Source organism: Streptomyces lasiicapitis, from assembly GCF_014646335.1.
Taxonomy (GTDB): domain Bacteria; phylum Actinomycetota; class Actinomycetes; order Streptomycetales; family Streptomycetaceae; genus Streptomyces; species Streptomyces lasiicapitis.
This window is the reverse complement of sequence record NZ_BMNG01000013.1, coordinates 245,756-268,843: the sequence shown is the minus strand read 5'-3', so window position 1 is coordinate 268,843 and position 23,088 is coordinate 245,756. Positions and strand designations below refer to the sequence as shown.

Annotated in this window: 20 protein-coding genes; 17 read left to right on the top strand and 3 right to left on the bottom strand. The window is 70.3% G+C overall.

Annotated features, from left to right (window positions below):
• The first annotated feature begins 20 nt into the window (after positions 1 to 20).
• Positions 21 to 1,622, top strand: coding sequence for a D-alanyl-D-alanine carboxypeptidase/D-alanyl-D-alanine endopeptidase (gene dacB, locus IEY91_RS28480; RefSeq protein WP_373288032.1), 1,602 nt, complete (start codon positions 21 to 23; stop codon positions 1,620 to 1,622).
• Here dacB and IEY91_RS28475 read toward each other — a convergent pair.
• Positions 1,546 to 2,922, bottom strand: coding sequence for an MFS transporter (locus IEY91_RS28475; RefSeq protein WP_189176177.1), 1,377 nt, complete (start codon positions 2,920 to 2,922; stop codon positions 1,546 to 1,548). The two genes, dacB and IEY91_RS28475, sit on opposite strands and share 77 nt — an antisense overlap.
• Before the next feature lie 83 nt (positions 2,923 to 3,005).
• Here IEY91_RS28475 and IEY91_RS28470 point away from each other — a divergent pair, with 83 nt between their 5' ends.
• The 10 genes from IEY91_RS28470 to IEY91_RS28425 all read left to right on the top strand — a co-directional run bounded on the left by IEY91_RS28470 (position 3,006) and on the right by IEY91_RS28425 (position 15,135).
• Complete coding sequence (locus tag IEY91_RS28470) at positions 3,006 to 3,995, top strand: LysR family transcriptional regulator (RefSeq protein WP_189176176.1); 990 nt, start codon at positions 3,006 to 3,008, stop codon at positions 3,993 to 3,995.
• Between the two features lie 206 nt (positions 3,996 to 4,201).
• Complete coding sequence (locus IEY91_RS28465; protein ID WP_189176175.1) at positions 4,202 to 5,134, top strand: translation initiation factor IF-2; 933 nt, start codon at positions 4,202 to 4,204, stop codon at positions 5,132 to 5,134.
• The gene (locus tag IEY91_RS28460) at positions 5,131 to 7,428 is read left to right on the top strand and encodes a bifunctional polysaccharide deacetylase/glycosyltransferase family 2 protein (RefSeq protein ID WP_189176174.1); all 2,298 of its coding nucleotides are present in this window, start codon (positions 5,131 to 5,133) and stop codon (positions 7,426 to 7,428) included. Before IEY91_RS28465 ends, IEY91_RS28460 begins: the two co-directional genes overlap by 4 nt.
• The gene (locus IEY91_RS28455) at positions 7,425 to 8,759 is read left to right on the top strand and encodes an acyltransferase family protein (RefSeq protein ID WP_189176173.1); all 1,335 of its coding nucleotides are present in this window, start codon (positions 7,425 to 7,427) and stop codon (positions 8,757 to 8,759) included. Before IEY91_RS28460 ends, IEY91_RS28455 begins: the two co-directional genes overlap by 4 nt.
• A 213-nt stretch (positions 8,760 to 8,972) precedes the next feature.
• A complete protein-coding gene (locus IEY91_RS28450; RefSeq protein WP_229697277.1) occupies positions 8,973 to 9,605 on the top strand; it encodes a hypothetical protein in 633 nt (210 codons plus the stop codon).
• A 59-nt stretch (positions 9,606 to 9,664) separates the two neighbouring features.
• The gene (locus IEY91_RS28445) at positions 9,665 to 10,639 is read left to right on the top strand and encodes a hypothetical protein (RefSeq protein WP_229697276.1); all 975 of its coding nucleotides are present in this window, start codon (positions 9,665 to 9,667) and stop codon (positions 10,637 to 10,639) included.
• A 261-nt stretch (positions 10,640 to 10,900) separates the two neighbouring features.
• A complete protein-coding gene (locus tag IEY91_RS28440) occupies positions 10,901 to 11,575 on the top strand; it encodes a hypothetical protein (RefSeq protein ID WP_189176171.1) in 675 nt (224 codons plus the stop codon).
• On the top strand, positions 11,563 to 12,597 hold the full coding sequence (locus IEY91_RS28435) for a hypothetical protein (RefSeq protein WP_189176170.1): 1,035 nt from the start codon (positions 11,563 to 11,565) through the stop codon (positions 12,595 to 12,597). The genes IEY91_RS28440 and IEY91_RS28435 overlap by 13 nt, the downstream gene beginning before the upstream one ends.
• Before the next feature lie 564 nt (positions 12,598 to 13,161).
• Positions 13,162 to 13,632, top strand: a complete 471-nt coding sequence (locus IEY91_RS28430; protein WP_189176169.1) for a hypothetical protein — start codon at positions 13,162 to 13,164, stop codon at positions 13,630 to 13,632.
• A gap of 60 nt (positions 13,633 to 13,692) precedes the next feature.
• Entirely contained in the window at positions 13,693 to 15,135 is a 1,443-nt protein-coding gene (locus tag IEY91_RS28425) for a PE-PGRS family protein (RefSeq protein WP_189176168.1), read from the top strand.
• 90 nt (positions 15,136 to 15,225) lie between these two features.
• Here the strand turns inward: IEY91_RS28425 and IEY91_RS28420 are convergent, their stop codons facing one another.
• On the bottom strand, positions 15,226 to 16,050 hold the full coding sequence (locus IEY91_RS28420) for a hypothetical protein (RefSeq protein WP_189176167.1): 825 nt from the start codon (positions 16,048 to 16,050) through the stop codon (positions 15,226 to 15,228).
• Between the two features lie 144 nt (positions 16,051 to 16,194).
• Here IEY91_RS28420 and IEY91_RS42520 point away from each other — a divergent pair, with 144 nt between their 5' ends.
• The 3 genes from IEY91_RS42520 (at position 16,195) to IEY91_RS28405 (ending at position 19,945) form a co-directional block, all read left to right on the top strand.
• Entirely contained in the window at positions 16,195 to 17,160 is a 966-nt protein-coding gene (locus tag IEY91_RS42520) for a flagellar basal body-associated FliL family protein (protein WP_189176166.1), read from the top strand.
• Positions 17,161 to 17,319: 159 nt separating this feature from the next.
• A complete protein-coding gene (locus tag IEY91_RS28410) occupies positions 17,320 to 18,711 on the top strand; it encodes a nitrate/nitrite transporter (protein WP_189176165.1) in 1,392 nt (463 codons plus the stop codon).
• An 88-nt stretch (positions 18,712 to 18,799) separates the two neighbouring features.
• Positions 18,800 to 19,945: a uroporphyrinogen-III synthase gene (locus IEY91_RS28405; protein WP_164324455.1), complete on the top strand. Its 1,146-nt coding sequence runs from the start codon at positions 18,800 to 18,802 to the stop codon at positions 19,943 to 19,945.
• On the opposite strand, the gene IEY91_RS28400 is transcribed toward IEY91_RS28405, so the two are convergent.
• Positions 19,897 to 20,496 carry an anthrone oxygenase family protein gene (locus tag IEY91_RS28400; RefSeq protein ID WP_189176164.1) on the bottom strand — a complete coding sequence of 200 codons (600 nt, stop codon included), beginning with the start codon at positions 20,494 to 20,496 and terminating at the stop codon, positions 19,897 to 19,899. The two genes, IEY91_RS28405 and IEY91_RS28400, sit on opposite strands and share 49 nt — an antisense overlap.
• Before the next feature lie 174 nt (positions 20,497 to 20,670).
• On the opposite strand from IEY91_RS28400, the gene IEY91_RS28395 reads away from it, so the two are divergent.
• From IEY91_RS28395 to IEY91_RS28385, 3 genes are all read left to right on the top strand, one after another.
• Positions 20,671 to 21,282, top strand: a complete 612-nt coding sequence (locus IEY91_RS28395; RefSeq protein ID WP_229697275.1) for a CGNR zinc finger domain-containing protein — start codon at positions 20,671 to 20,673, stop codon at positions 21,280 to 21,282.
• 225 nt (positions 21,283 to 21,507) lie between these two features.
• Entirely contained in the window at positions 21,508 to 22,086 is a 579-nt protein-coding gene (locus IEY91_RS28390) for a sigma-70 family RNA polymerase sigma factor (protein ID WP_229697274.1), read from the top strand.
• Positions 22,083 to 23,084, top strand: coding sequence for an anti-sigma factor family protein (locus tag IEY91_RS28385; protein WP_189176162.1), 1,002 nt, complete (start codon positions 22,083 to 22,085; stop codon positions 23,082 to 23,084). The genes IEY91_RS28390 and IEY91_RS28385 overlap by 4 nt, the downstream gene beginning before the upstream one ends.
• Positions 23,085 to 23,088 lie beyond the last annotated feature (4 nt).

The window sequence follows — 23,088 nt, the reverse complement described above, 5'->3', positions numbered from 1 at the left end:
ATCGGGGATGCTCCAGGGTCATGAGAAGACCCGTGAGACGCGTCAACCACCGTATGCGCCACTGGATCTGGCCCGCCGTGCTCGGCCTCGCCGTGGCCACGTTCTCTTTTGGCTCGCTCAGCGCCCCGGCCGGAGCCGACTCCGACCGGAGCGGGCTGCCCGAAGCCATCGACACCATCCTCGGCGACCCCCGGATGGAGGGTGGCGCCGCGAGCGTCGTGGTCGCCGACGCCAAGACCGGCGAGACCCTCTACCAGCACCTGCCCAGCGGGCGCCTCATGCCCGCCTCCAACACCAAGATGCTGACCTCCGCCGCCGCCCTGGAGCTGCTCGGCCCCGACCACCGCTTCACCACCGACGTGCTCGCCCACGGCGACCGGCACGGGCCCGTGCTCAAGGGCGACCTGTACCTGCGCGGCACCGGCGACCCGACGACGCTCGCCAAGGACTACGACAAGCTGGCCGCGGACATCGCGGCCAAGGGCATCAAGCGCGTCTCGGGCCGGCTCGTCGCCGACGACACCCGGTTCGACGACCGGCGCCAGGGCGACACCTGGGGCGCCGACGACGAGTCCTCGTACTACGCCGCGCAGATCTCCGCGCTGAGCGTCGCCCCCGACACGGACTACGACACCGGGACGGTCATCGTCGAGGTCGCGCCGGGGGCCACCGCGGGGGACAAGCCGAAGGTCACCGTGACGCCGAAGACCGACTACGTGGACATCGATCTGCGGGCCAAGACGGTCGCCGCGGGCGGCTCGGACACCGTCGCCGTCGAGCGGCAGCACGGCAAGAACACCATCACCGTCACCGGTGACGTGCCCGTCGGCGGCTCCACCACCAAGGAGTGGATCACCGTCTGGGAGTCGACCCGGTACGCCGCCGCGATCTTCCGGGACGCGCTGGCCGCCCACGGGGTGAAGGTCGGCGGGCCCACCAGGGCCGGGATTCCGACCCCCAAGGGGGCGCGCGAGCTGGCCACGCACGACTCCATGGCGCTCCGGGACCTGCTGATCCCCTTCATGAAGCTGTCCAACAACATGCACGCGGAGTCCCTGACGAAGGCCATGGGGCACAAGGCGACCGGGCGGCCCGGGAGTTGGGGCGACGGCATCGCGGCGATCGCCGGCTATCTGAAGACGGCCGGGGTCGACCCGGGCAAGCTGCGCCAGGTCGACGGCTCCGGCCTGTCGCGCAAGGACAACGTCGCCGCCGACCAGTTCATCAAGCTGCTGCGGTCGGCGAAGGGCGAGCCGTGGTTCGCCGACTGGTACCGGTCGCTGCCGGTGGCGTGCGACCCGGACAAGTTCGACGGCGGTACGTTGCGCACGCGGATGTGCGGGACGCCCGCGGCGCTCAACGTGCACGCGAAGACCGGGTCGTTGACCGGGGCTTCCGCCCTTTCGGGGTACGTGACCGACGCGGGCGGCCGCGAACTGGTCTTCAGCATCGTCCTCAACAACTACCTGCCCTCCTCGGTGAAGGCCCTGGAGGACGCGATCGTCGTGACGCTCGCGAAGTCCGACGAGGACAAGGCCGTCCTCGTCAAGCCCCGTACGGAGCGCGGGTCCGGGCAGAGCGGCGAGCTCGAGTGCTCGTGGCGCAAGCCCGCGCGGTGCTGAGCAGCAGCGCGCACAGGGCGGCCGCGGCCGGGACGGTGTAGCCGGCGGTGGGGCCCAGGTGCTCCACCGCCCAGCCGCCGCCCGCCGCGCCGCACGCGATGCCCCCGAGGAGCCCGGTCACGGCCAGCGTCATGGCCTCGTTCAACTGGCCCTCGGGGGCGTACCGCTGAACCAGCGTCATACCGGTGACCATCGTCGGGGCGGTCGCCATCCCGGCGACGAGCAGCGCCCCCGCGAGCACCACCAGCGAACCGGTCGCCGCCACGGCGAGCAGCGGCAGCGTCATCAGGGCCGCCATCCCCGCGCTGCACCACACGTGCCGGCGGTCCAGTGGGCCGCTCGGCCGCAGCGCTCCGTAGACGAGTCCTGCCGCGCACGACCCGGCCGCCTGGAGCGCGAGGATCACGCCCCCGGCCGCCTTGTGGCCCTGCGCGTCCGCGAACGCCAGGGTCGCCACCTCCATCGAGCCGAAGACGGCGCCGGTCGCGAGGAACACCGACAGCAGGGCGGGCATCCCGCGCGCGCGGAGGGGCGATTTCGCCTTCGGGGAGTCGCTCGTACGCTGCCGGGGCGGGGGTTCCGTCGCGCGCTGGGCGGCGAAGAGCAGCACGCCGGTGAGCAGCAGGACGGCGCCCACCAGGGTGCCCGCCTGCGGGAACAGGGACCCGCACAGGAACGCCGCGAGCACCGGGCCGAGCATGAAGCACAGCTCGTCCGCCGACTGCTCGAAGGAGTTGGCGGTGTGCAGCGCGTCCGGCCGCCCCTTCAGCAGGTGCGACCAGCGGGCCCGCGACATGCCGCCGGTGTTCGGGGTGGTGGCCGTGGCGGCGTACGAGGCGAACAGGGTCCAGTCCGGCGCCCCGAAGCGGACGCACAGCAGCAGCGACAGCGAGCCGAGCACCGCAAGGGCCGTGGCGGGCACGGCGACCCGCGCCTGCCCGTGCCGGTCGACCAGGCGAGCCGTCCAGGGCGCCACGACGGCGGTCGCGGCGAGCCCGGTGGCGGTGACGGCGCCCGCGAGCGCGTACGAGTCACGGGCCCCGGCAATCATGATCACCGCGCTGACGCTGAACATGCCCATGGGGAGGCGGGCTATGAGGTTGCCGATGGTGAAGGCGGTGGCGCCGGGGATGGCGAAGAGGTGGGCGTAGGGGTTGCGGGTTCGGGGGGTGCTGACGCCTTCGGTGCCGGTGCCGGTGCCGGTGCCGGTGCCGGTGCCGGCGGGTGGCGGGGTGGCGGGGGAGTCGGGAGAGGCAGCAGTGTCGCGGGTGTCGGGGGCTGTGGGGCGGGCCTGGGGCATGTGCTCACCCTCGCCGGGGCCCCAGTGCCTGGTCCAACACCTTCTGAGTGCCCATTCACGCACTTGTGTTGTAAGTTCCCGGGATGACCGGAGAGCCCCGTGACGTGGACCCCCGCCTCCTGCGCGCCTTCCTCGTCGTCGCCGAGGAGCTGCACTTCACCCGTGCCGCCGCCCGCCTCTACGTCGCCCAGCAGGCCCTGAGCCGCGATGTGCGGCGGCTCGAACGGGAGCTGGGGATCGGCCTGTTCGCGCGGTCGACGCGGCAGGTGACGCTGACCGTCGAGGGCGAGCGGCTGCTTCCGTACGCGCGGCGCGTCCTCGCGGCGCACGACGAGCTGGCCGCCGCCTTCGCGCGCGGGGGCGCGGCGGCCGCCGCCCGCCCGCTGCTCGTCGACCTGAACACCCCCGGCCTGATCTTCGGCCGGATCCTGGACCGGGCCCGCCAACTGGCCCCGCAGTGCGAGCTGATGGCCCGCTACGAGAGCGGCCTGACCGGCGCCGCCGCCGAGATCGCGGCCGGGCGCCTGCACGCGTCCTTCGGCCGGTACGCGGGTCTGTCCGTGGCCGTGCGCGCGGGGCTGGAGCAGCAGCCCGTGCGGTACGAGCCGATGGCGGTGCTGCTGCCGACCGGCCACCCGCTGGCCGAGCTCGACGAGGTGCCGCTCGCCCGGCTCGCGGGCGAGCGCGTGTACGCGGGCGCGGGCAACGACCGCACCCCGGAGTGGACCGACCTCGCGAGCCGCCTCTTCGAAGGCCGCGGCATCGAGGTCGCGCCGCCCGCGCCGCTCGCCGTCGGCCCCGAGGAATTCGCGCGGATCATGGCGAAGCACCGCAACCCCGTCCTCGCCGTCGTCGGCTTCCCCGAGCTGCCGGGCGCCGTGCTGCGGCCGCTCGTCGACCCCGTACCGCTGTCCCCGGTGTCGCTGGTGTGGCGCCGCGGTCTGCGCCACCCCGGGATCGACGCCCTGCGCGGCGCGGCGGCCGAACTCGCGGCGGCCGAAGGGTGGCTCACCCGTCCGGTGGACGCATGGATTCCGGCCATGGATGCACTCATCATGATGACCCAGCAGTGACTGAAACCACGGCTGTCACTGCTGTGCGCTACGTTCTCGGTCCGGACGCGGTGTGATAGTAGGGGCGCGCTCGGATTGGATGGGGGTCCGGTCCGGACGGCGAGTGCCCGGGGAGTCGTGCGCGCCCGATTCGGTTTACGTGGGGGGTTCGCGTACGCATGGAGAATTGGCGAGAAGACGCCCGACCAGGGCATACGTCGGGTTTTTTGGGGGCCGACGGCGCATTGCCGGGGCGCGAGGGAGGTCTGCCCGCGCCGACGCACGACCCGAACGAGGTCACCGTCCAAGTCGACGGCCTGGGCAGGCACTTGGCGGGTGAGTCCGGTGGTGTGGTCGACGTCACCCAGGGGCAGCAGGGAATTCCAGACACTCAAGAACTGGCCGACAGGCCGGTCTTCGTCGATGAGACGGGCCGCCGCAGCAGGCGGTACCGCCGGATCGGCGGGGCCGTCGGTCTCCTCTGCGCGGGGTACGCGGTGGTCATCGTGGCCACGCTCGCCTCGGGCAACTCCAGCGCGCCCTGGCTGCCGGTGCCAGGGCCCAAGGACGAACAGCCCGCGGGCAAGGTCGACACCCCGGACGTCTCCGCGGAGCCGGTGGTCTCGCCCACGTCGCCGTCCTCGTCCGGGGCGGCGCCGAAGCCGGGTGCGCCCCGGTCCGGCGGGGGTTCGACGGCCGAGGCGGCCGGTGAGCCGGGTCGCGCCGCGTCCTCGCGGAAGGGGAACTCGGGGGACAGGCCCGGCGGTTCCGCGGAACCGGACCACACGCGGGGTGGCGGCAAGCCCGGCTCCCGCCCGGCCGGTGGCGGCGAACGGCCCGGCACGGGGTCCGGCGACGGCCCCACACGCCCTGCCCCCGCCCTCGACCCGGACGTCGACCCCGAACCGACGGACGAGTCCACCCCGACCGTCGGCCCGCCCACGCAGACACCGGAAAACACCGGCGGCGGCGAAGCGGGCGGCGGCGGGACGGCGGACGGCGGCGAGGGTGGCGGTGCCGGGGCGGGATCGGAGGCGGGTGGCGAGACGCCCGTCGGCACCGACACCGGCTCGCCCTCCGCCCCCGCCACCACCTCCGCCCCCGCCGTCGACGTGCCGACCGCGTCCAGCGACGGGGTTCCGGAGGTCGGACGCGCATGAACTCCCGCTCGACCAGGCGCAGTTCACGTCCGGAGGGTCCGGAGGGTCCGGAGGGCGGCGGCCGCGGTGCCGCGCGTCGCCGCCGCCTCCCCATGCGCTACCTGCTGCCCTCCCTCATCCTCGTAGCCCTGCTCGCGATGCTGATGCTCCGCGGCTACGTACACAGCGAGATCCTCGCCGACCACCGCGTGCGGCCGCCCGTGGCCACCGACCAGGTGCCGAAGGAGGTCCTCAGGGGCGGCCCGGTCATCGACATGCGCGGCGAGCGCCCGGCGTCCCTGCGCGTCCCCGGCCACCACCTGGTGCTCACCTTCGACGACGGGCCCGACCCGAAGTGGACCCCCAAGGTCCTCGACGCCCTCGCCCAACACGACGCGCACGGCGTCTTCTTCGTCACCGGCACCATGGCCTCGCGCCACCCCGGCCTGGTCCGGCGCATGGTCGAGGAGGGCCACGAGGTCGGCCTGCACACCTTCAACCACCCGGACCTGTCGTACCAGTCGAAGGAGCGCATCGACCGGGAGCTGTCGCAGAACCAGCTCGCGCTCGCGGGCGCGGCGGGCATCCGCACCTCCCTGTTCCGGCCGCCCTACTCGTCGTTCGCCGACGCCATGGACAACAAGTCGTGGCCGGTCACGCGCTACATCGGCAGCCGCGGCTACCTCACGGTCGTCAACGACACCGACAGCGAGGACTGGAAGCGGCCCGGCGTCGCCGAGATCATCCGCCGTGCCACGCCCGTCGACGGCAAGGGCGCCATCGTCCTGATGCACGACTCGGGCGGCGACCGCGCGCAGACGGTCGCGGCACTCGGCCGTCTCCTGCCCCAACTGAAGGAGCGGGGCTACGAGTTCACCCACCTCACCGAGGCGCTGGACGCACCCAGCGCGCACGCGCGCGTGCAGGGCGTCGAGCTGTGGAAGGGCCGGGCCTGGGTCTTCCTGGTCGGCGCTTCGGAGCACATCACGGACGCCCTCGTGGTGGGCCTCGCGGTGATCGGCTTCCTGGTGATGGCCCGCTTCGGGCTGATGCTGGTGCTCTCGGCGATCCACGCGCGCAGGGTCCGCAGGCCGGGCTTCGGCTGGGGCGACGGCTCTACGGGGGCGACGCGTCCGACCTCCGTGCCGGAGCCGATCTCTGTGCGGGAGCCGATCTCCGCGCCGGAGCCGGTGTCCGTCCTCGTACCCGCGTACAACGAGGCGAAGTGCATCGAGAGCACCGTCCGCTCCCTGATGGCGAGCGATCACCCCATCGAGGTGATCGTCGTCGACGACGGCTCCACGGACGGCACGGCCCGCATCGTCGAGGACCTCGGCCTGCCGGACGTACGCGTCGTACGCCAGCACAACGCGGGCAAGCCCGCCGCCCTCAACAGGGGCCTGGCGAACGCCCGTCACGACCTCGTCGTGATGATGGACGGCGACACCGTCTTCGAGGCGTCGACCGTGCGCGAGCTGGTGCGGCCGTTCGCCGACCCGCGCGTGGGCGCGGTCGCGGGCAACGCGAAGGTGGGCAACAGGGACTCCCTCATCGGCGCCTGGCAGCACATCGAGTACGTGATGGGCTTCAACCTCGACCGCCGGATGTACGACGTGCTGCGCTGCATGCCGACCATCCCCGGCGCCGTGGGCGCCTTCCGCCGCACCGCCCTGCGGCGCGTCGGCGGCATGAGCGACGACACCCTCGCCGAGGACACCGACATCACGATGGCGCTGCACCGCGACGGCTGGCGGGTCGTGTACGCCGAGCGGGCACGCGCGTGGACCGAGGCCCCGGAGACCGTGCGGCAGCTGTGGTCCCAGCGCTACCGCTGGTCGTACGGCACCATGCAGGCCATCTGGAAGCACCGGCGCGCCCTCGTCGAGCGCGGCCCGTCCGGCCGCTTCGGCCGCGTGGGCCTGCCCCTGGTCTCCCTCTTCATGGTCCTCGCCCCGCTCCTCGCCCCTCTCATCGACGTCTTCCTCCTCTACGGCCTCGTCTTCGGCCCCACCCAGAAGACCGTCGCGGCCTGGCTCGGCGTCCTCGCCGTCCAGGCGGTCTGCGCGGCGTACGCCTTCCGCCTCGACCGCGAGCCGATGACCCACCTCGTCTCGCTGCCCCTCCAGCAGATCCTCTACCGGCAGTTGATGTACGTGGTGCTGCTGCAGTCCTGGATCACGGCGCTCACCGGGGGGCGGCTGCGGTGGCAGAAGCTGCGGCGTACGGGGGCGGTGGGGGCGCCGCCGGGTCTGCCGGCCGCGCCGGGGCCGCGGGAGCGGGTGGGTGCCGGGGTGGAACGGAGTCCTGTGGGATGACGAATCCGATGCCTGCGTATCCGATTGGTGGCGGGGCCGAGAGGTCCGAGAGGTCCGAGGGGTCCGCGCCGTTCGCGCAGCCCGTCGGCCGAGACGGTGACGGCAACAGTGAAGGTGCTGGCAACAGTGAAGGTGATCGTGATCATGCACGCAGCCGTAGCGGTGGCCGTGACCGCTACCTGGACCTGCTGCGCTCCCTCGCCCTGGTCCGTGTCGTCGTCTACCACCTCTTCGGCTGGGCCTGGCTGACGGTCCTCTTCCCGTCCATGGGTGTGATGTTCGCGCTGGCGGGCTCGCTGATGGCGCGGTCGCTGGACCGCCGCCCGCCGTGGTCGGTGATCAGGGACCGCGTACGCCGCCTTCTCCCACCCCTCTGGGTGTTCAGCGCGGCGGCCCTGTTCCTGCTGTTCGCGGGCGGCTGGAACCCGGGCGAGGACCCCGACCACGGCGGAACGTGGGGTTTGCTGAGCCTCGCCAACTACGTTTTCCCGGTGGGCGCGCCGCCGTTCCCCTGGCACATCGGGGGCGAGGGGGGCCTTCTGGAAGCCACCTGGCCCGTGCAGGCAGTGGGCCCCCTCTGGTACATCCGCGCGTACCTGTGGTTCGTGATCGCGTCCCCGCTCCTGCTGTGGGCGTTCCGCAGGGCGCCGCGGGCGACGCTGCTGGCGCCTCTGGCCCTTACCGTCCTCCTCACCACGGAGATCATCCGCATCCCCGGCGAGACGGGCAACGCGGTCACGGACTTCGCGGTGTACGGCGGTTGCTGGATCCTGGGCATCGCGCACCAGGAGGGCGCGCTGGCCCGAGTCCCGCGCTACCTGGCGGTTTCCCTCTCCACCACGCTCATGGCCTTCGGCCTGTGGTGGGCGTCCGGCCACCTCGGCCCCGACGGCTGGGACCTGAACGACATCCCCCTGGCCCAGGCGACATGGTCACTCGGCTTCGTAGTGATCCTGCTCGTCTACTCCCCGTCGTGGTCGGAACTCCCCGGCCGCCTGGCGAAATGGGACAAACTGATCACCCTGTCCAACAACAGGGCCGTCACGATCTACCTCTGGCACAACCTCCTCATCATGGCCACGGTCCCGCTCATCGACCAGGCGTACGACTTCCCCTTCATGGACGAGGGCATGATGTCCGCCCTCGACGCGACGTACCTGCTGTGGATGACCGTGCTGGTCTGGCCCCTCATCGCGCTGATGATCCTCGCGGTGGGGTGGGTCGAGGACCTGGCGGCGGGGCGGGGGCCGCGGTTGTGGCCGGACGGACGGCGGGCGGGGCGGCGGTCCCGGCTCGGCACCGCGCGTACGAAGCGCAATGCCCCCTCCTGACACAAGGAGGTAATCATCACGGGGTGTTGTGCGACTGTTAGGCAACAACGTCCCGCACAGGGCTTCGGTATGCCCACATGTGTCCCCGTGCTGGGGATACCTCACTCTCGCATCGCGCTTTGCCCGTGGATAGCGTGGGTTCACTCAAGTGAACCCACTGAACCCACGTCCCACCGGGAGCTGACTGTGAACCGCCGACCTGCCTTGCTCGCGGTGGCCGCGCTGACCACCGCCGCGGCCCTGTCGCTCTCCGCCTGCGGTGGCGGAGACGGTGACTCCAAGGGTGACGAGAAGATCGAGGGGGCCGGGTCGACGGCGAGTGAGAAGGCTTCGCCGTCGGCGTCGGCGGACGAGCGCTCCGACCGGCCGAAGGTCGACATGCCCAAGGGCGTGAGCAATGTCTTCGAGGGCGGGGCGACCGGGGACGCGAAGAAGGATGCCGTCCTCGCGGACAACGCGCGGAACCTCGATGCCATCGACGTCGCGATCACCGTGGGCGGAAAGTCTTCCCAGAAGGCGCTCAAGTTCTACAACAAGGGCAAGGCTCTCATCGCCACGGCCTCTTACATCCAGGGCTACTACGACGACGGCAAGAGCTACGTCGGCGCTACTCGCTACTACGACCGGCAGGTCACGTTCCACGGGGTAAGCGAGGCGACCGTCACGTATTGCGCCGATGCGACGAAGACGTATCCCAAGGATCGCAAGACCGGCAAAGTCGACAGGTCCATCCCTGAGTCTGCCAACGACTACACGTTCTTCAACGAGCGCCTGAAGAAGAACGCCAAGGGAGTCTGGCAGTCGGTCGATGTCCTGTCCGAGACGGGAGCGAAGAAGTGCATGTGATACGTCCGAGGGGGACCACCAAGCTGGCCGCGATCGCGTTGGCCGCGGTGGTTACGACTGTGCCTGCCACCGCTTACGCGGCTGGTGGCGAAGGAGGACCCAAGAACCAGCGCGACAGTTCCAGCTCGCGGGGCGGGCTGCAGAACGGCAAGATCAACGTCGAGACGAGGGTCCAGACAAAGGTCAACGGCAGTTCTGGTCCCGCCAAGCCCGGGAAGCTCTCGTCCGTCGACGGTGACTGGACCCCGCCGGCTTGTTGGTATGAGCCCGCCTTCTCGCCCAAGGAGATCGAAGCCAAGGTCAAGGCTTGGCGGAAGGTGAAGCTCTTCGGGATCGGAGACTTCGTGGGCGACGTCTTCGACGGGTACTACAAGGACGGCGAACCCTACAAGGACTACAACCTGGACAAGCAGGGCGAAGGGATGTTCTGGGCCGCGGCGGTGAATCCCAACCGCAAGGACGACCCGGAAGCCAACTCCTGCGACAAGCTGCCGTTCTGGGTGCCGGAAAGCGAAACGCCCAAGGAGCCGCTCGCCGTCAGTCCCAAGGTCCTCGCTGAGTACGCGTACGACGAACTCCCGCTTCCGAAGACCGAGATCACCATGGCCCCTGACGGTGAGACGAAGGTCAACCTGCCCACCTGGATCTGGCTCGACAAGGCCAAGTTCCGGAAGGTCTCGGTGACGGCGAGCCTGCCCGACACGAACCTTTCGGCCACGACAACCGCCGAGCCGATCTCGCTGAAGATCAACCCCGGTACGAAGGACGCCACGACCTACCCGGCCTCCGGTGAATGCCCCATCGTGGACGGCCGGATCGGTGAGCCGTGGGCCAAGGGCAAGGCCAAGAAGACCCCGCCGTGCGGAGTGAAGTACCTGCGGTCGTCGGGCGACGGGTCGTACAAGCTCAACGCGACCGTCACGTGGAAAATCACCTGGACGAGCACGACCGAGCCCGGTGGCCGGCTGCCCGACGGCGAATTCGGCGCCGACCAGAACGTCACCGTCAAGGAGATCCAGTCCATCAACCGGTGAGCGGGCAACAACCGGTGGACCGGTGACGCTGTGCAGATGTGAGACGTGAGATGGGAACGGCCACCCCGTGCGAGTCACGCGGGGTGGCCGTTTGGCGTGATGTCGGGGTGGCAGGGCCGCCGTTACCGCCTTGTGGCGTCCGTACTGTCGGTATTTGACCGCTCCTGTCACGGGAGTTGACATAACTGACTATGGCTTCGGCAGGCCACGGTGGCTAGTTTGGGGCGCTCCGAAGACGCCTCGCCCCACCGGGAGCCGATCGTGAAGCGCCGCCGACCCGTCCTGCTCGCCGCAGCCGCGATGACCGCTGTCGCGGTGGTTTCGCTGTCCGCCTGCGGTGGTGGTGATGACGGGGGCGGGTCGAAGAGTGGTGACGAGAAGATTGAGGGGGCGGGGCAGGGCGACGAGGAGTCGTCCTCGCCCAGCCCGTCGGAGGCGGCGTCGGCCAAGCGGCCGGCGGTGAAGCTGCCGACGGATCTCCAGTACGACATCGAGTGGGACAAGACGGGTGACAAGGGCAAGGACGCCGTCCTGTCCGACACCGAGCAGTACCTCAAGGCCGTCGACGTGGCCGTCGCCGAGCAGGACCCGGCCCACAAGGCGTACCGCTTCTACTCCGAGGGAGAGGCGGCGGCCGGGAGCCAGAAGTTCATCGAGGAATTCGTCGACCACAAGGACCGGATCGCCGGGACCAAGCGGTTCTTCAACGCCAAGGTGAATGTGACGGGCGGGACCAAGGCGTCCATCGTCTACTGCGAAGACCAGGGCAAGGCGTTCAACAAGAGCCTGAAGACGGGGAAGACCGACAAGGGTTCCGCGCAGCCGTCGAAGGACGACCTCGTCATCTACAGCAGTCGACTGCACCGCGACAAGCAGGGTGTCTGGATCACTGAGCAGACCACATCCGAACGGGGGAGCGCAGCATGCCAGGAGTGAGCCGCAAGCATTGGCCGACCGTAGGGGCCGTCGCGATGGCGTCCGCCCTGCTTCTGCAGGGGCCGGCCTGGGCCGAGTACGGACACGGTGGAAGCACCAACGGCAAACCGCCGGCGTCCGGCAACGCGAAGGACGACGTGCTGTCCGCCGAGGCGGGCGCCGTCGTCTACGACCGTTCCAAGAACGGTACCGGCGCCAAGACCGGTGCCGTGACGGCCGCCGGCGACTGGTCGCCGCCCCCCTGCTGGTACGCCCCGCGCTACACCGCCGCCCAGTTCAAGAAGGAGCGCGAGGCGGTCTGGGGCGTCGGCTCGACGGGGCACGAGTGGGACACGCAGCAGCGCAAGCGGTACGTCGAGGGGCACCCGTACAAGAACTTCAACCTCGACAAGGCCGACAAGGGGTACTGGTGGTCCTCGTACCCCAATAAGTCCTATCCGCCCGGCTGGGACAAGTGCGACAAGGAAACCTTCTGGGTGGACAAGGGCGACCCGCCCCCGGCCGAGGTGCCCGAGGCGATCACCACGGAGATGCTCGCCCACCTCGCGTACGCCGAGATCCGCGTGCCGGGGACGAAGGTGGCCATGGCCCCCGAGGGCGGCACCAAGGTCAACCTGCCGACCTGGACCTGGCTGGACGGCGCCGAGTTCAAGCCGGTGTCCGTGACGGCCTCCGTGCCCGTACTCGGCATCCAGGCCACGACCACCGCCGAGCCCGTCTCCCTGAAGATCGACCCCGGTACCGAGGACGCCCGGACCTACCCGGCCTCCGGCGTATGCCCCCTGGGCGCCAACGACCGCATCGGCGAGCCCTACGCCAAGGGCAAGGCGAAGGAGACCCCGCCGTGCGGCGTGAAGTATCTGCGCTCGTCCGGCGACGGTTCGTACCCCCTGAAGGCCACCGTCACCTGGAAGATCCACTGGACCGGGACGGGCACCGACGGGGAACAGCCGTTGCCCGACGGGGAGTTCGGCGCCGATCAGGATGTCGTGGTGCAGGAGATTCAGGCGATCAACCGCTGAGGAAGTAGCACTACGCAGGCGAACGGCCGTCCCGGCTATGCGAGTCGGGGCGGCCGTCCTGTTTGAGCCATTTCGCCGAGGTGCGCTGTCGCAATGGCGCTCGGCAGGGATCGGTGCTTACGGCACACCGAACTGGGTGGACAGCCGGACTCGCCTACGTATGTCACCGCGTCGACTTTCGGCCCCGTGCAGGCGGGGCCGCCCTGCCCTCGGCTCGTCAACACGGCCTTGCTCCACTGCTATATGGGCCGACGGCTACGGTTGTGCCGTTGGTGATGTGAGCGAGTTTGAGGAGATGACGTGGCGTTCGGGAAGCGTAGGGGGCGGGAGGAGGGAAGCGGGGTGCGAGAGGAAGCTCCCCTACCCGCGGTTGAGTGGGCCGACGTGCGTGAGTTCACCATTGGCACCGTTGAGCGTCCGGTCACCAAGAATCGCCCCCGCCCAGTGCGTGGGCCATGGGCCATCCGCGTGCCCAAGGGCGCGGGCGCGGCGAAGGTGTTTGCTCCCTGCGCTTACGTCGCTCGGGCCGCCCCTCCGGCGCCACCGTCCGCAATGGAGTCCTGCTTGTATGAGGATCCCGACTCGCAGCATCTACTGTGCTACCTCGTTACTGAGGAGAAAGGGAGCGGCGAACGCTGCTTCCGGGTATACGTCGCGAATGGCAAGGAAATTGGTGTTATTCGACGTATCCCGCCCTCGAATAAGCTTGTCAAGCACACTTGGCGCATTGATCAACCCGGGCATCCAGAAATTGTCGGACGTAACGAGTGGATCAGTGGCGGCGCCAAGCGAATTGCGGACCGGGCAGCCGGGAAGGTTGTGTCGGAGGCGCTGAACAGCCTGCCCCACATCCTGCCGGCGGGTGAGAACACGGCCTCTGGTGATAGCGGCTCCCAACGTCGGAGCCGGCAGTTGGAGTGGTGGTCCGGAGGTGAGCTGGTCATGGTCTCCCAGAGCATCAAAATGCTCAAGGTCAAGGCGGACTGGCTGGACCGTCGTCTTGCCTTCGCATTCGCTGTCATCGGGGACAGCTGAGTGCGCCAGAAGGTCGAGTGGTGACGGGGGAGGGACCCGTCCGCTAGTTCAGGGGGCTAGGTGCGTAATGTCAACCCAGGGGATCTGGAACAGCTTTCCAAGCTTATCGACGGTAGGGGCGGAGTAGGAGACAAGCTCAAGGAAGCGTTCACCCGGGCGTCGAACCTCGGGGTGACCTCCAAGCTGTCGACTGTGCGGTCGCTCGATGCGTGGGCCACTGAGCAGGGGTCGGATCTCCGCAGGCGCGCGGCGCTTGTCCGACTTGAGAACGGTGATCCTGAAGCGGGCCTGCGTTGGGCCGGATTCACCACCGAGGATCTGAAGAAGTACGAGGGGCGAGACCTCACTCCTGATGACCTGCTGCTTGCCAACTCGGTTGCCGCCAGTGACGAACCTGGCGCGAAGGGGTTCGCGCGCCAGGACGGTGAGGCGATAGTCGACTGGATCGACCGTGTCAAAGCCCAGGCGTTAGCGAAGATCCCCGGCCTGCAGTCGCATGAACAAACCATCCAGACCTTGGTCGGGCTCTATGGCGACTGGCGGAGCGTGACCGACACCGCTGGTGTCGCCACCTTCCAAGGTGTGGCGTTGACCAGAGTATTGGTCACCAACTCGTTTTTTCGCAGCGCGCAGCTGCGTTCCTGGAAGATCCGGGCAGGTACGGTCCTTCGCGGCTCTTCCCATCCATGGGTCCGTGATGCGGGCAGCCAGTTGGTCAGATTTCGGCCCGAGCTTCAGTCACTTTCTGCGCCGGGAAGCTGGCTGCCGAGCAGGCTCGCTTTATGGGCCGGAGCCCCGCGGAATATTCCCCTCGTCAGCGGGATGATCGATGATCGCGTATCCATGCGCTACGACGCCGCTCGCCGACTGCCTTTCATGGACTCTCCCGTCTGGCGGGGCATCACCGCGAACAAAGCCATCAATGCGATCGTCGGCAACGACACGCTCGCCAAGCGCTTCGGGGGGACGACCCACTCCGGTGAGGCGGTCGCCCGCGCCGGTCAGGCCAACCTCTTCAAGGTGGGAAAGGAAATCTTCACCCGGGGTCGTGCCGTCGGCTGGTCCCGAGGGCTGGCGCTGACCAAGGGACTGGCCGGTGCCGGAAAGGTTTCGGGTGCGCTGCGTGGAGTGGGAGTCGTCGGCGGAGTCTGGTCGACCTACCTCGCCGGTGACCAGCTCGTCCACCGTGGCTTGCCGTGGAACCACGGCAACTTCAGCACCCGCCAGAAGGGCGCGAGATACGTCGCCAACGTCGCCGAAGTCGGCTTCCACGCTTCGCTCACCGCGGCGACCGTCGCGCCCAACCCCTACACCATCGGCGCCACTGTCGTGTTCGGCGGTGTCTACGTGGGCGCCAAGGTCGTCGAGCACTGGGACGGCATCAAGAAGGGGGCGGGGAAAGTGGTCGACGAGGTGGGTGAGACGGCCAAGGAGGCTGTGCGGGACCCTGTCGGGACAGGGAAGAAAATTGGCCGCAAGCTCGATCCAAGGAACTTGTTCTGACGCTGCGGCAGGGGATCGGGGCGCAACGCCACTGTGTTGTCGCCCCGTTGTCGGCGTGGCCGGACTCCGTCCGCGCCCCCTGCCAGGGCGTTATGCGTCGATCATGTCTTCCTTGTCCGGGAGCAAGTCCGTGATCTTCTCCCAGATCTTGCCGTTCCTCGTCCGTACCAGGCACAGTTCGCTCTCCGGCCCGACCTGCCCCTCCAGGATGGGCTCTTCGGGCTTCTCCCGGACCCAGTAGCCGCGCGGTCCGCAGTCCCAGACCGCCAGCGCCCGGACCATCGCGGCCCGTTCACCCTCGTGCTTGCCGTCCCAGGCGGTGCTGATGCGCCACATCGCGTTCATGGCCATGACGAGCTCGGTGAGCTCGGACAGTTCCGGCTCCTTGGGAGTGCCGGCCTCGGTCAGCGACTTGCGGATGAGCTCCTTGGTCGCGGCTTCGTCGCCCTGCCCTTCGTCGAGAGCCGAGAGTGCGGCGTCTAGGGCACCCATAGTCGTCTCGATGCGGGAGACCTCAGAGTTCGCTTCGTCATCGGCCTGCAGGTTGACCATGCGGGCCAACTCCCAGACCAGGCTGTGCGGGGCGATGGGCGTGTACTCGGACTCCTCCTCGCCGGGCCAGCCCTCGTGAGCGATCACGGCCTCCTGGCCGACGATGACTCCGTGATTGATCGTCCCGTGCTCTCCCGTGACTTCGACGGTCGCCATGACCAGCGGCGCCGCCAGCGCACCGAGGAGATTCCTGAGGAGGGGCGCCAGTTCACCCTCCTCGCCGACCAGGCCGATCTCCATGAGTTCGCCCAGCGAGGGCCAGAGCTCGTCGGGCGGGTTCTCACCGTCCAGGAGATGGGCGAGCACCGCTAAGTGGCGATCGGCCAGACGGAACCGTGCCCGGGAGCTGTCGTAGGAAGGCATGGAGCCACCGTATGACAGGCAGATGCCGAGCCCGCAGCCGCACGAGCGTGCCGGTCAGATCCTTGTTCCTCGCCCCCCGGGTGTGACGCAGTCGTTCGGTCGACGGATGTGACGCCCGGCCCCCGGCGATTAGGCTCACGCGCTATGACGCAGCCTCCCGGCCAGCCGCCGCAGGACGGATTCGGTGCTCCGCAGCACCAGCCGAACGGGCCGTACGAGCCGAACCAGCCGCAGCCGCCCTACCCCGGCCAGCCGCCCGCCGCCCCGCCGCAGCCCGGCTACGGCTACCCGCAGCCCCCGGCCCCGCAAGGAGCCCCGGCCTACGGCCAGCCCGGCCAGGGCGGGCCCGATCCCTACGGTCAGCCGCAGGGGCAGCCTCCCTACGGCCAGCCGCAGGGGCAGCCTCCCTACGGTCAGCCCCAGGCGCCCTACGGTCAGCCCCCGTACGGCCAACCCCCGCAAGGCCAGCCCCAGTTCGGCGCCTACCCGCCGCCCCCGCCCACCGGCACCGACCCCAAGAAGCGGGCCATCCTCATCGGTGCCGCCGTGGCCGCCGTCCTCGTCATCGGAGGCGGGGTCTTCTTCCTCGCCAGCGGTGACGACAAGGACAAGGACGACAAGAAGCCGCAGGCCGACAAGAGCGCGTCCGCCGAGGTGACTCCGGGCGCGCCCGCCGAGCCGTCTGACGGCGCGGGGGAGGAGACGCCCTCCATACCCACCCCGGACGTGAGCACCGGCATCGAGGACCCCAGCACCGAGGCCCCGTCCAGCGGCGGCATCGGCGGCGATGACGACGGGCCCGCCCCGGCCACCGGCTTCAAGGGGCAGTGGCAGAACGAGGCCCTGAAGACCCTCACCATCGCCGACAAGCAGTCCACCGGTCAGGCCGCGGGCAAGCACATCGTCTCGTACCTCGACCCCGGCGGCGACGGCATGTGCACCGGCCTCGGGCAGGACCGCGCCGGTGGCAAGTTCCGGCTCGCGCTCAAGTGCGGCAGCGGTGCGAAGGAGAAGTTCATCGGCGCCGATCTGTCCCGCTCCGGCGAATCCGTCGTCATGGACTGGGACAAGGGCGGCTCCGACACCCTCAAGTGGGCCGGGGGCATCTGACCCACGCGGTGAGCCCGCGGCGGGGGCGGGAGGGCGGCCTCACCTCCCCCCACCCCCCGCCGTGAGCCCGAAGTTCCCCACCGGTCACCCGCCGGCACAGGGCTGAAACGCGCCATCCCTACCTTCGGGATCATCAGCCGCTTGCCGGGGAGGCGTGGGATGGGTACCGAGGGCGTCAGTACGCAGACGAGCACACAGAAGCGCGGGTCGTCGTGGATCGCGCGGTGGGATCCCGAGGACGAGGAGTTCTGGGAGCGGGAAGGGGTCCGCGTCGCTCGGCGGAATCTCGCCTTCTCGGTGCTTTCGGAGCACATCGGGTTCTCCGTCTGGACCCTGTGGTCGGTCATGGTCCTTTTCATGGGCCCGGAGTACGGGATCGACGCCGCCGGGAAGTTCTTCCTGGTGTCGATGGCGACGCTGGTGGGCGCCGTCGTCCGGGTCCCGTACACCTTCGCCGTCGCCCGCTTCGGCGGGCGGAACTGGACGATCGTCGCCGCGACGCTGCTCCTGGTGCCCACGGTCGCGGCGTTCGCGGTGATGGAGCCGGGGACCTCCTACACGACCTTCATGGTGTGTGCGCTTCTCACCGGCATCGGCGGCGGCAATTTCGCCTCATCGATGACCAACATCAATTCCTTCTTTCCGTTGCGGAAGAAGGGGTGGGCGCTCGGGCTCAACGCCGGGGGCGGCAACATCGGCGTACCCGTCGTGCAGCTCGTGGCGCTCGCCGTCATCGGGGCCAGCGGTGGGCCGCGCGTGCTGCTCGGGATCTACATTCCGCTGATCGTCGTCTCCGCCGTCTGCGCCGCGCTGTTCATGGACAACATCGCTTCCGTGAAGAACGACACCGGGGCGGCGAAGGAGGCCGTGCGGGATCCGCATACGTGGATCATGGCTTTTCTGTACGTGGGGACGTTCGGGTCGTTCATCGGGTACAGCTTCGCCTTCGGGCTCGTACTGCAGACGCAGTTCGGGCGTACGCCCCTGGAGGCCGCGCAGATCACCTTCCTCGGGCCGCTGCTCGGGTCGCTGATCCGGCCCGTGGGCGGGCGGCTCGCGGACCGATGGGGCGGGGCCCGCATCACGCTGTGGAACTTCGTCGGGATGGCGGCGGCGACCGGTGTGGTCGTGGTCGCGTCGATGCGGGAGTCACTCGCGCTGTTCACGGGCGCGTTCGTGGTGCTCTTCGTGCTCAGCGGGCTCGGGAACGGGTCCACGTACAAGATGATTCCGGGCATTTTTCAGGCTAAGGCTGTGCGGAAGGGGCTTACCGGGGAGGCTGCCGCGGCCTACGGGCGGCGGCTCTCGGGGGCCTCGATGGGGCTCATCGGGGCCGTCGGCGCGCTCGGTGGTCTGGGGATCAACCTGGCCTTCCGGCAGTCCTTCCAGACGGCGGGCTCCGGCACCGGCGCGTTCGTCGCCTTCCTCCTCTGCTACGCCGCGTGCTTCGCCGTCACCTGGGCCGTATACCTTCGCCGCCCGGCCGCCGCCCGCACCCGGTCCGCGCCCGCCACCGCCGAGGAGCCGCAGCTCACGTACGCCGAGGTGTGAGGAGGCGCAGGTCACGCCCGCCGCGAGGGGACGTAACACGGAGGACATCGTGGTGATCCGGGACCGTCACCGTCCGTTGGGAGGCTCGATGGCCATGAACGTCAGCCAGGAGCACGGACCCCTCAGCGGGTTCACCGTCGGCGTCACCGCCGCCCGGCGCGCCGACGAGCTCGGCGCGCTGCTCCAGCGGCGCGGCGCCACCGTCCTGCACGCCCCCGCGCTGCGCATCGTGCCGCTCGCGGACGACAGCGAACTCCTCACGGCGACCAAGGAGTTGATCGTCGACGCCCCGGACGTCGTGGTCGCCACCACCGCCATCGGGTTCCGCGGCTGGATCGAGGCCGCCGACGGGTGGGGCCACGGCGAGGCGCTGCTCGGGCGGCTGCGCGGGGTCGAACTCCTCGCCCGCGGGCCGAAGGTGAAGGGCGCGGTGCGGGCCGCCGGGCTCACCGAGCACTGGTCGCCGTCGTCGGAGTCCATGGCCGAGGTGCTCGACCGGCTGCTCGGGGAGGGCGTCGAAGGGCGGCGCATCGCTTTGCAGTTGCACGGGGAGCCGCTGCCCGGGTTCGTCGAGTCGCTGCGGGCGGGCGGCGCGGACGTCGTCCTCGTCCCCGTCTACCGGTGGCTCCCGCCGATCGACCTCAGCCCCGTCGACCGGCTCCTCGACGCCGTCGTGAGCCGTGGCGTCGACGCCCTGACCTTCACCTCGGCGCCCGCCGCCGCCTCGCTGTTCGCCCGCGCCGAGGAGCGGGGCATGACGGCCGAGGTCACCGCGGCGCTGCTGCACGACGTGCTGCCCGCCTGCGTCGGCCCGGTCACCGCGCTGCCGCTGCAGTCCCGCGGCCTGGACACCGTGCAGCCCGAACGCTTCCGGCTCGGACCCCTCGTACAACTCCTGTGTCAGGAGCTGCCCGCGCGGGCCCGGTCGCTGCCCATCGCCGGGCACCGGGTGGAGGTCCGCGGGCACGCGGTGCTCGTCGACGACGAGCTGCGGGCCGTGCCGCCCGCCGGGATGGCGCTCCTGCGGGCGCTGATCCGGCGGCCCGGCTGGGTCGTCGCGCGCGCCGAACTCCTGCGCGCGCTGCCGGGCGCGGGCCGCGACGAGCACGCCGTCGAGACGGCGATGGCCCGGCTGCGTACGGCGCTGGGGACGCCGAAGCTGATCCAGACCGTCGTCAAGCGCGGCTACCGGCTCGCGCTCGACCCGGCGGCCGGGTCCAAGTACGCCGACTGATCGGCGCCGGTGCCGTCCCTGCGCGTCCGCCCGAACACCACGAGCGCCCGCACCAGGAGCCCGAGGGCCAGGGTGCTCAGCAGTGCCCGCAGCACGTTCCACGCCACCCACGTGTCCTCGAAGTCCGCGCGCACCGCGGCCGGGTCGGCGATCTTCGCGGGATCGCCCGCGTCCGCGAGCTCGTCGTTCAAGGGCACGTTCACCGTGACGGTGAGGACGAACGTGAGGAAGTACGCGAGCAGCGCGGCGAGCACCCACCAGCGCACCGGGCCGCGCCGCAGCATCCAGGCCGCCACCGCCGTGAGCAGCAGCGCGCCCATGAAGCTCGCGAAGAACACCGCGTTCTCGAACGCCGCGTTGATGTCCTGCATGACCTCGATGTACGCACGGTCCGAACTGCGCGCGAGGCCCGGCATCACGCCGCACGCGAAGATGTAGAAGGTCCCCGCGATCAGGCCCATGGCCACGGTCGCGGCGCCCAGGACGAGACCGGTGCCGCGGCCCTTGCGTGCCGCCGTCGTATTGCGTGCTGTCGCCACATTTTCGCTCATGTATGGAGTCAATCGCGCGGCGCGGGCACGGGCCATGGCTCAGAAGCGCGGCGGCATACGCGGGCGTCTGCGCATCACCCCCGGTGGCAGGGGTTCCGGTGGCGCCCATGGGCGGGCACTGTAGGGGTACGGCACTCACCGGCACACCCCAAGGGCGGTGAAAGGCGCATGGTGTTGGGTGCGACTACCAAGTCCGCGACCCCTGCTGCGTACCACTCCGCGTTCCACGAACTCCGCTTCGACGCCGGCAGGACCTGCCTCGACCTCGTCGCCACCACCCACCCCGTCGAGCGCCTCGACGGCGTGCGGCGGCTGCACGACTGGCTCGTCGGCGCGGGCCTGGTCCCTGCGGGCACCCCGCTGCCGGGGGCCGACGCCGCCTGGCTCGCCGCCTTCCGCGAACTGCGCGGCCACATCGCCCAGCTCGTCCGCGCCGAGCTCGCGGGCCTGCCCGCCGACGTCGCACTCGCCCGCGTCAACACCCTCGCCGCCGTGGCCCCGCCCGCCCCGCTCGCCGTGCGGCACGCCGACGGCAGCCTGACCCGCGCCCTGCACACCGCCCCGGGCCGGGCCGCGCTGCTCGGCGCCGTCGCGCGGGACGCCGTGGAACTGCTCACCGACCCCGTCGCGCGCTCCCTGCTGCGCCAGTGCGAGGGCGACAACTGTCCGATCGTGTACCTGGACACCTCGCGCGGGCGGCGTCGCCGCTGGTGCTCCAGCGAGGTGTGCGGCAACCGGGAGCGGGTGGCCAGGCACCGGCGCAGGGCGGCGCTCGCGCGGGCCTGAGCAGTAACGTTCGCCCACGCGGAGCGGAGAACTTCGCCCACGCGGCGTGGACAACCGGAAGCACGCGGCGCGCAGCCGCCGAAATTTTCCGCCACGCGTTGAACGCGCGCACACCCCCGTCCGTACGTCCAGGGTGACCAGCCAGCGAGGCCGACGAGACCGACCAGGGCGGAGAGCACGGCCGACATGGGCAGCCGAGACGAACAGCGGACAGCGGAGGCAGTCGTGCGCAAGGATTCCGCCGTGGCCGATGAACGCCCGCACCGACGACATCGACTGACCCCGGTTCCCGCCCCGGAGCCGGACGAGGAACTCATGCGCGCTCTCTACCGCGAGCACGCCGGGCCACTTCTGGCCTATGTGCTCCGGCTTGTGGCGGGCGACCGGCAGCGCGCCGAAGATGTCGTACAGGAAACGCTCATCCGTGCCTGGAAGAACGCCGGTCAGCTCAACCGAGCAACCGGTTCGGTACGCCCCTGGCTGGTGACGGTCGCGCGCCGCATCGTCATCGACGGCCACCGCAGCCGGCAAGCCCGGCCGCAGGAGGTCGACCCGTCGCCGCTGGAGGTCATCCCCGCGGAGGACGAGATCGATAAGGCGCTGTGGCTGATGACACTCTCGGACGCGTTGGAGGACCTGACTCCGGCGCACCGGGAGGTACTTGTCGAGACCTACTTCAAAGGGCGTACGGTCAATGAGGCGGCGGAGACACTGGGTATACCCAGCGGGACGGTGCGCTCGCGGGTCTTCTACGCGTTGCGCTCGATGAAGCTTGCGCTGGAGGAGCGGGGGGTGACGGCATGAGTACGCCGTACGACGCACACGGCCACGGGCAGGACCCGTGGGGCGCCGGTCCCGGCTCCGGCGAAGGCTCCGGCCCCGGCGCCGTGCACGAGACCGTGGGCGCCTACGCGCTCGGCATCCTCGACGACGCGGAGGCCACGGCCTTCGAAGCGCACCTGGCGGGCTGCGACTTCTGCGCCCAGCAGTTGGACGAGTTCTCCGGCATGGAGCCGATGCTGGCCGCGCTCGCGGACTTCCCCGGCGCGGGGCTGCCGGGCCCGGTCGGCGGGCGGGGCGCGGCGCAGGCGGGCGGTGGCCCCGGTTTCGCCGACCCCGGTTTCGCGGGGCCCGGCTTCGGCGGCCCGCCTTCGGGCTCCGGGTACGGTGGCCCGCCCGCAGGCGCCGTCCCCGCGGCCCGCGGCCCCCTGCGCGGCGTACCGGAGATCGGTGAACAGCTCGCCGCCAGGCCGAGCCCGCGGCTCGCCGAGCGGCTCGTGGACGAGGTCGCGGCCAAGCGCGCGCAGCGGCGCAGGCGCGGTATGTACCTGGTCGCGGCGGCGGCAGCGCTGATCATCGGCGGCCCGGTGGCGGTGCTCGCGGTGAACGACGACGGCGGCACCAAGGAAGTGGCGGGCGGCGACCCGCACCCCACATCCCCCGCCGAGGACGCCTTCTTCAACCACATGGACGACAAGATCGCGGCGACCGACCCCAAGACCAAGGTCACCGCCACCGTCGGCACCGAGAAGAAGGCCTGGGGCACCCACACGGTCCTGGAGCTGAAGAACGTCAAGGGCCCGCTGAAGTGCTCCCTGATCGCGGTCGGCAAGGACGGCAAGAAGGAGACCGTCACGACCTGGTCCGTGCCCCAGTGGGGCTACGGCATCAAGGACAGCCCGCACGAGGCCGCGCAGAACCCGCTGTACGTGCACGGCGGCGCGGCGTTCGACCGCAACGACATCGACCACTTCGAGGTCACCACGTTCGACGGCAAGCGCCTGGTGGAGGTGGACGTCTAGGCGA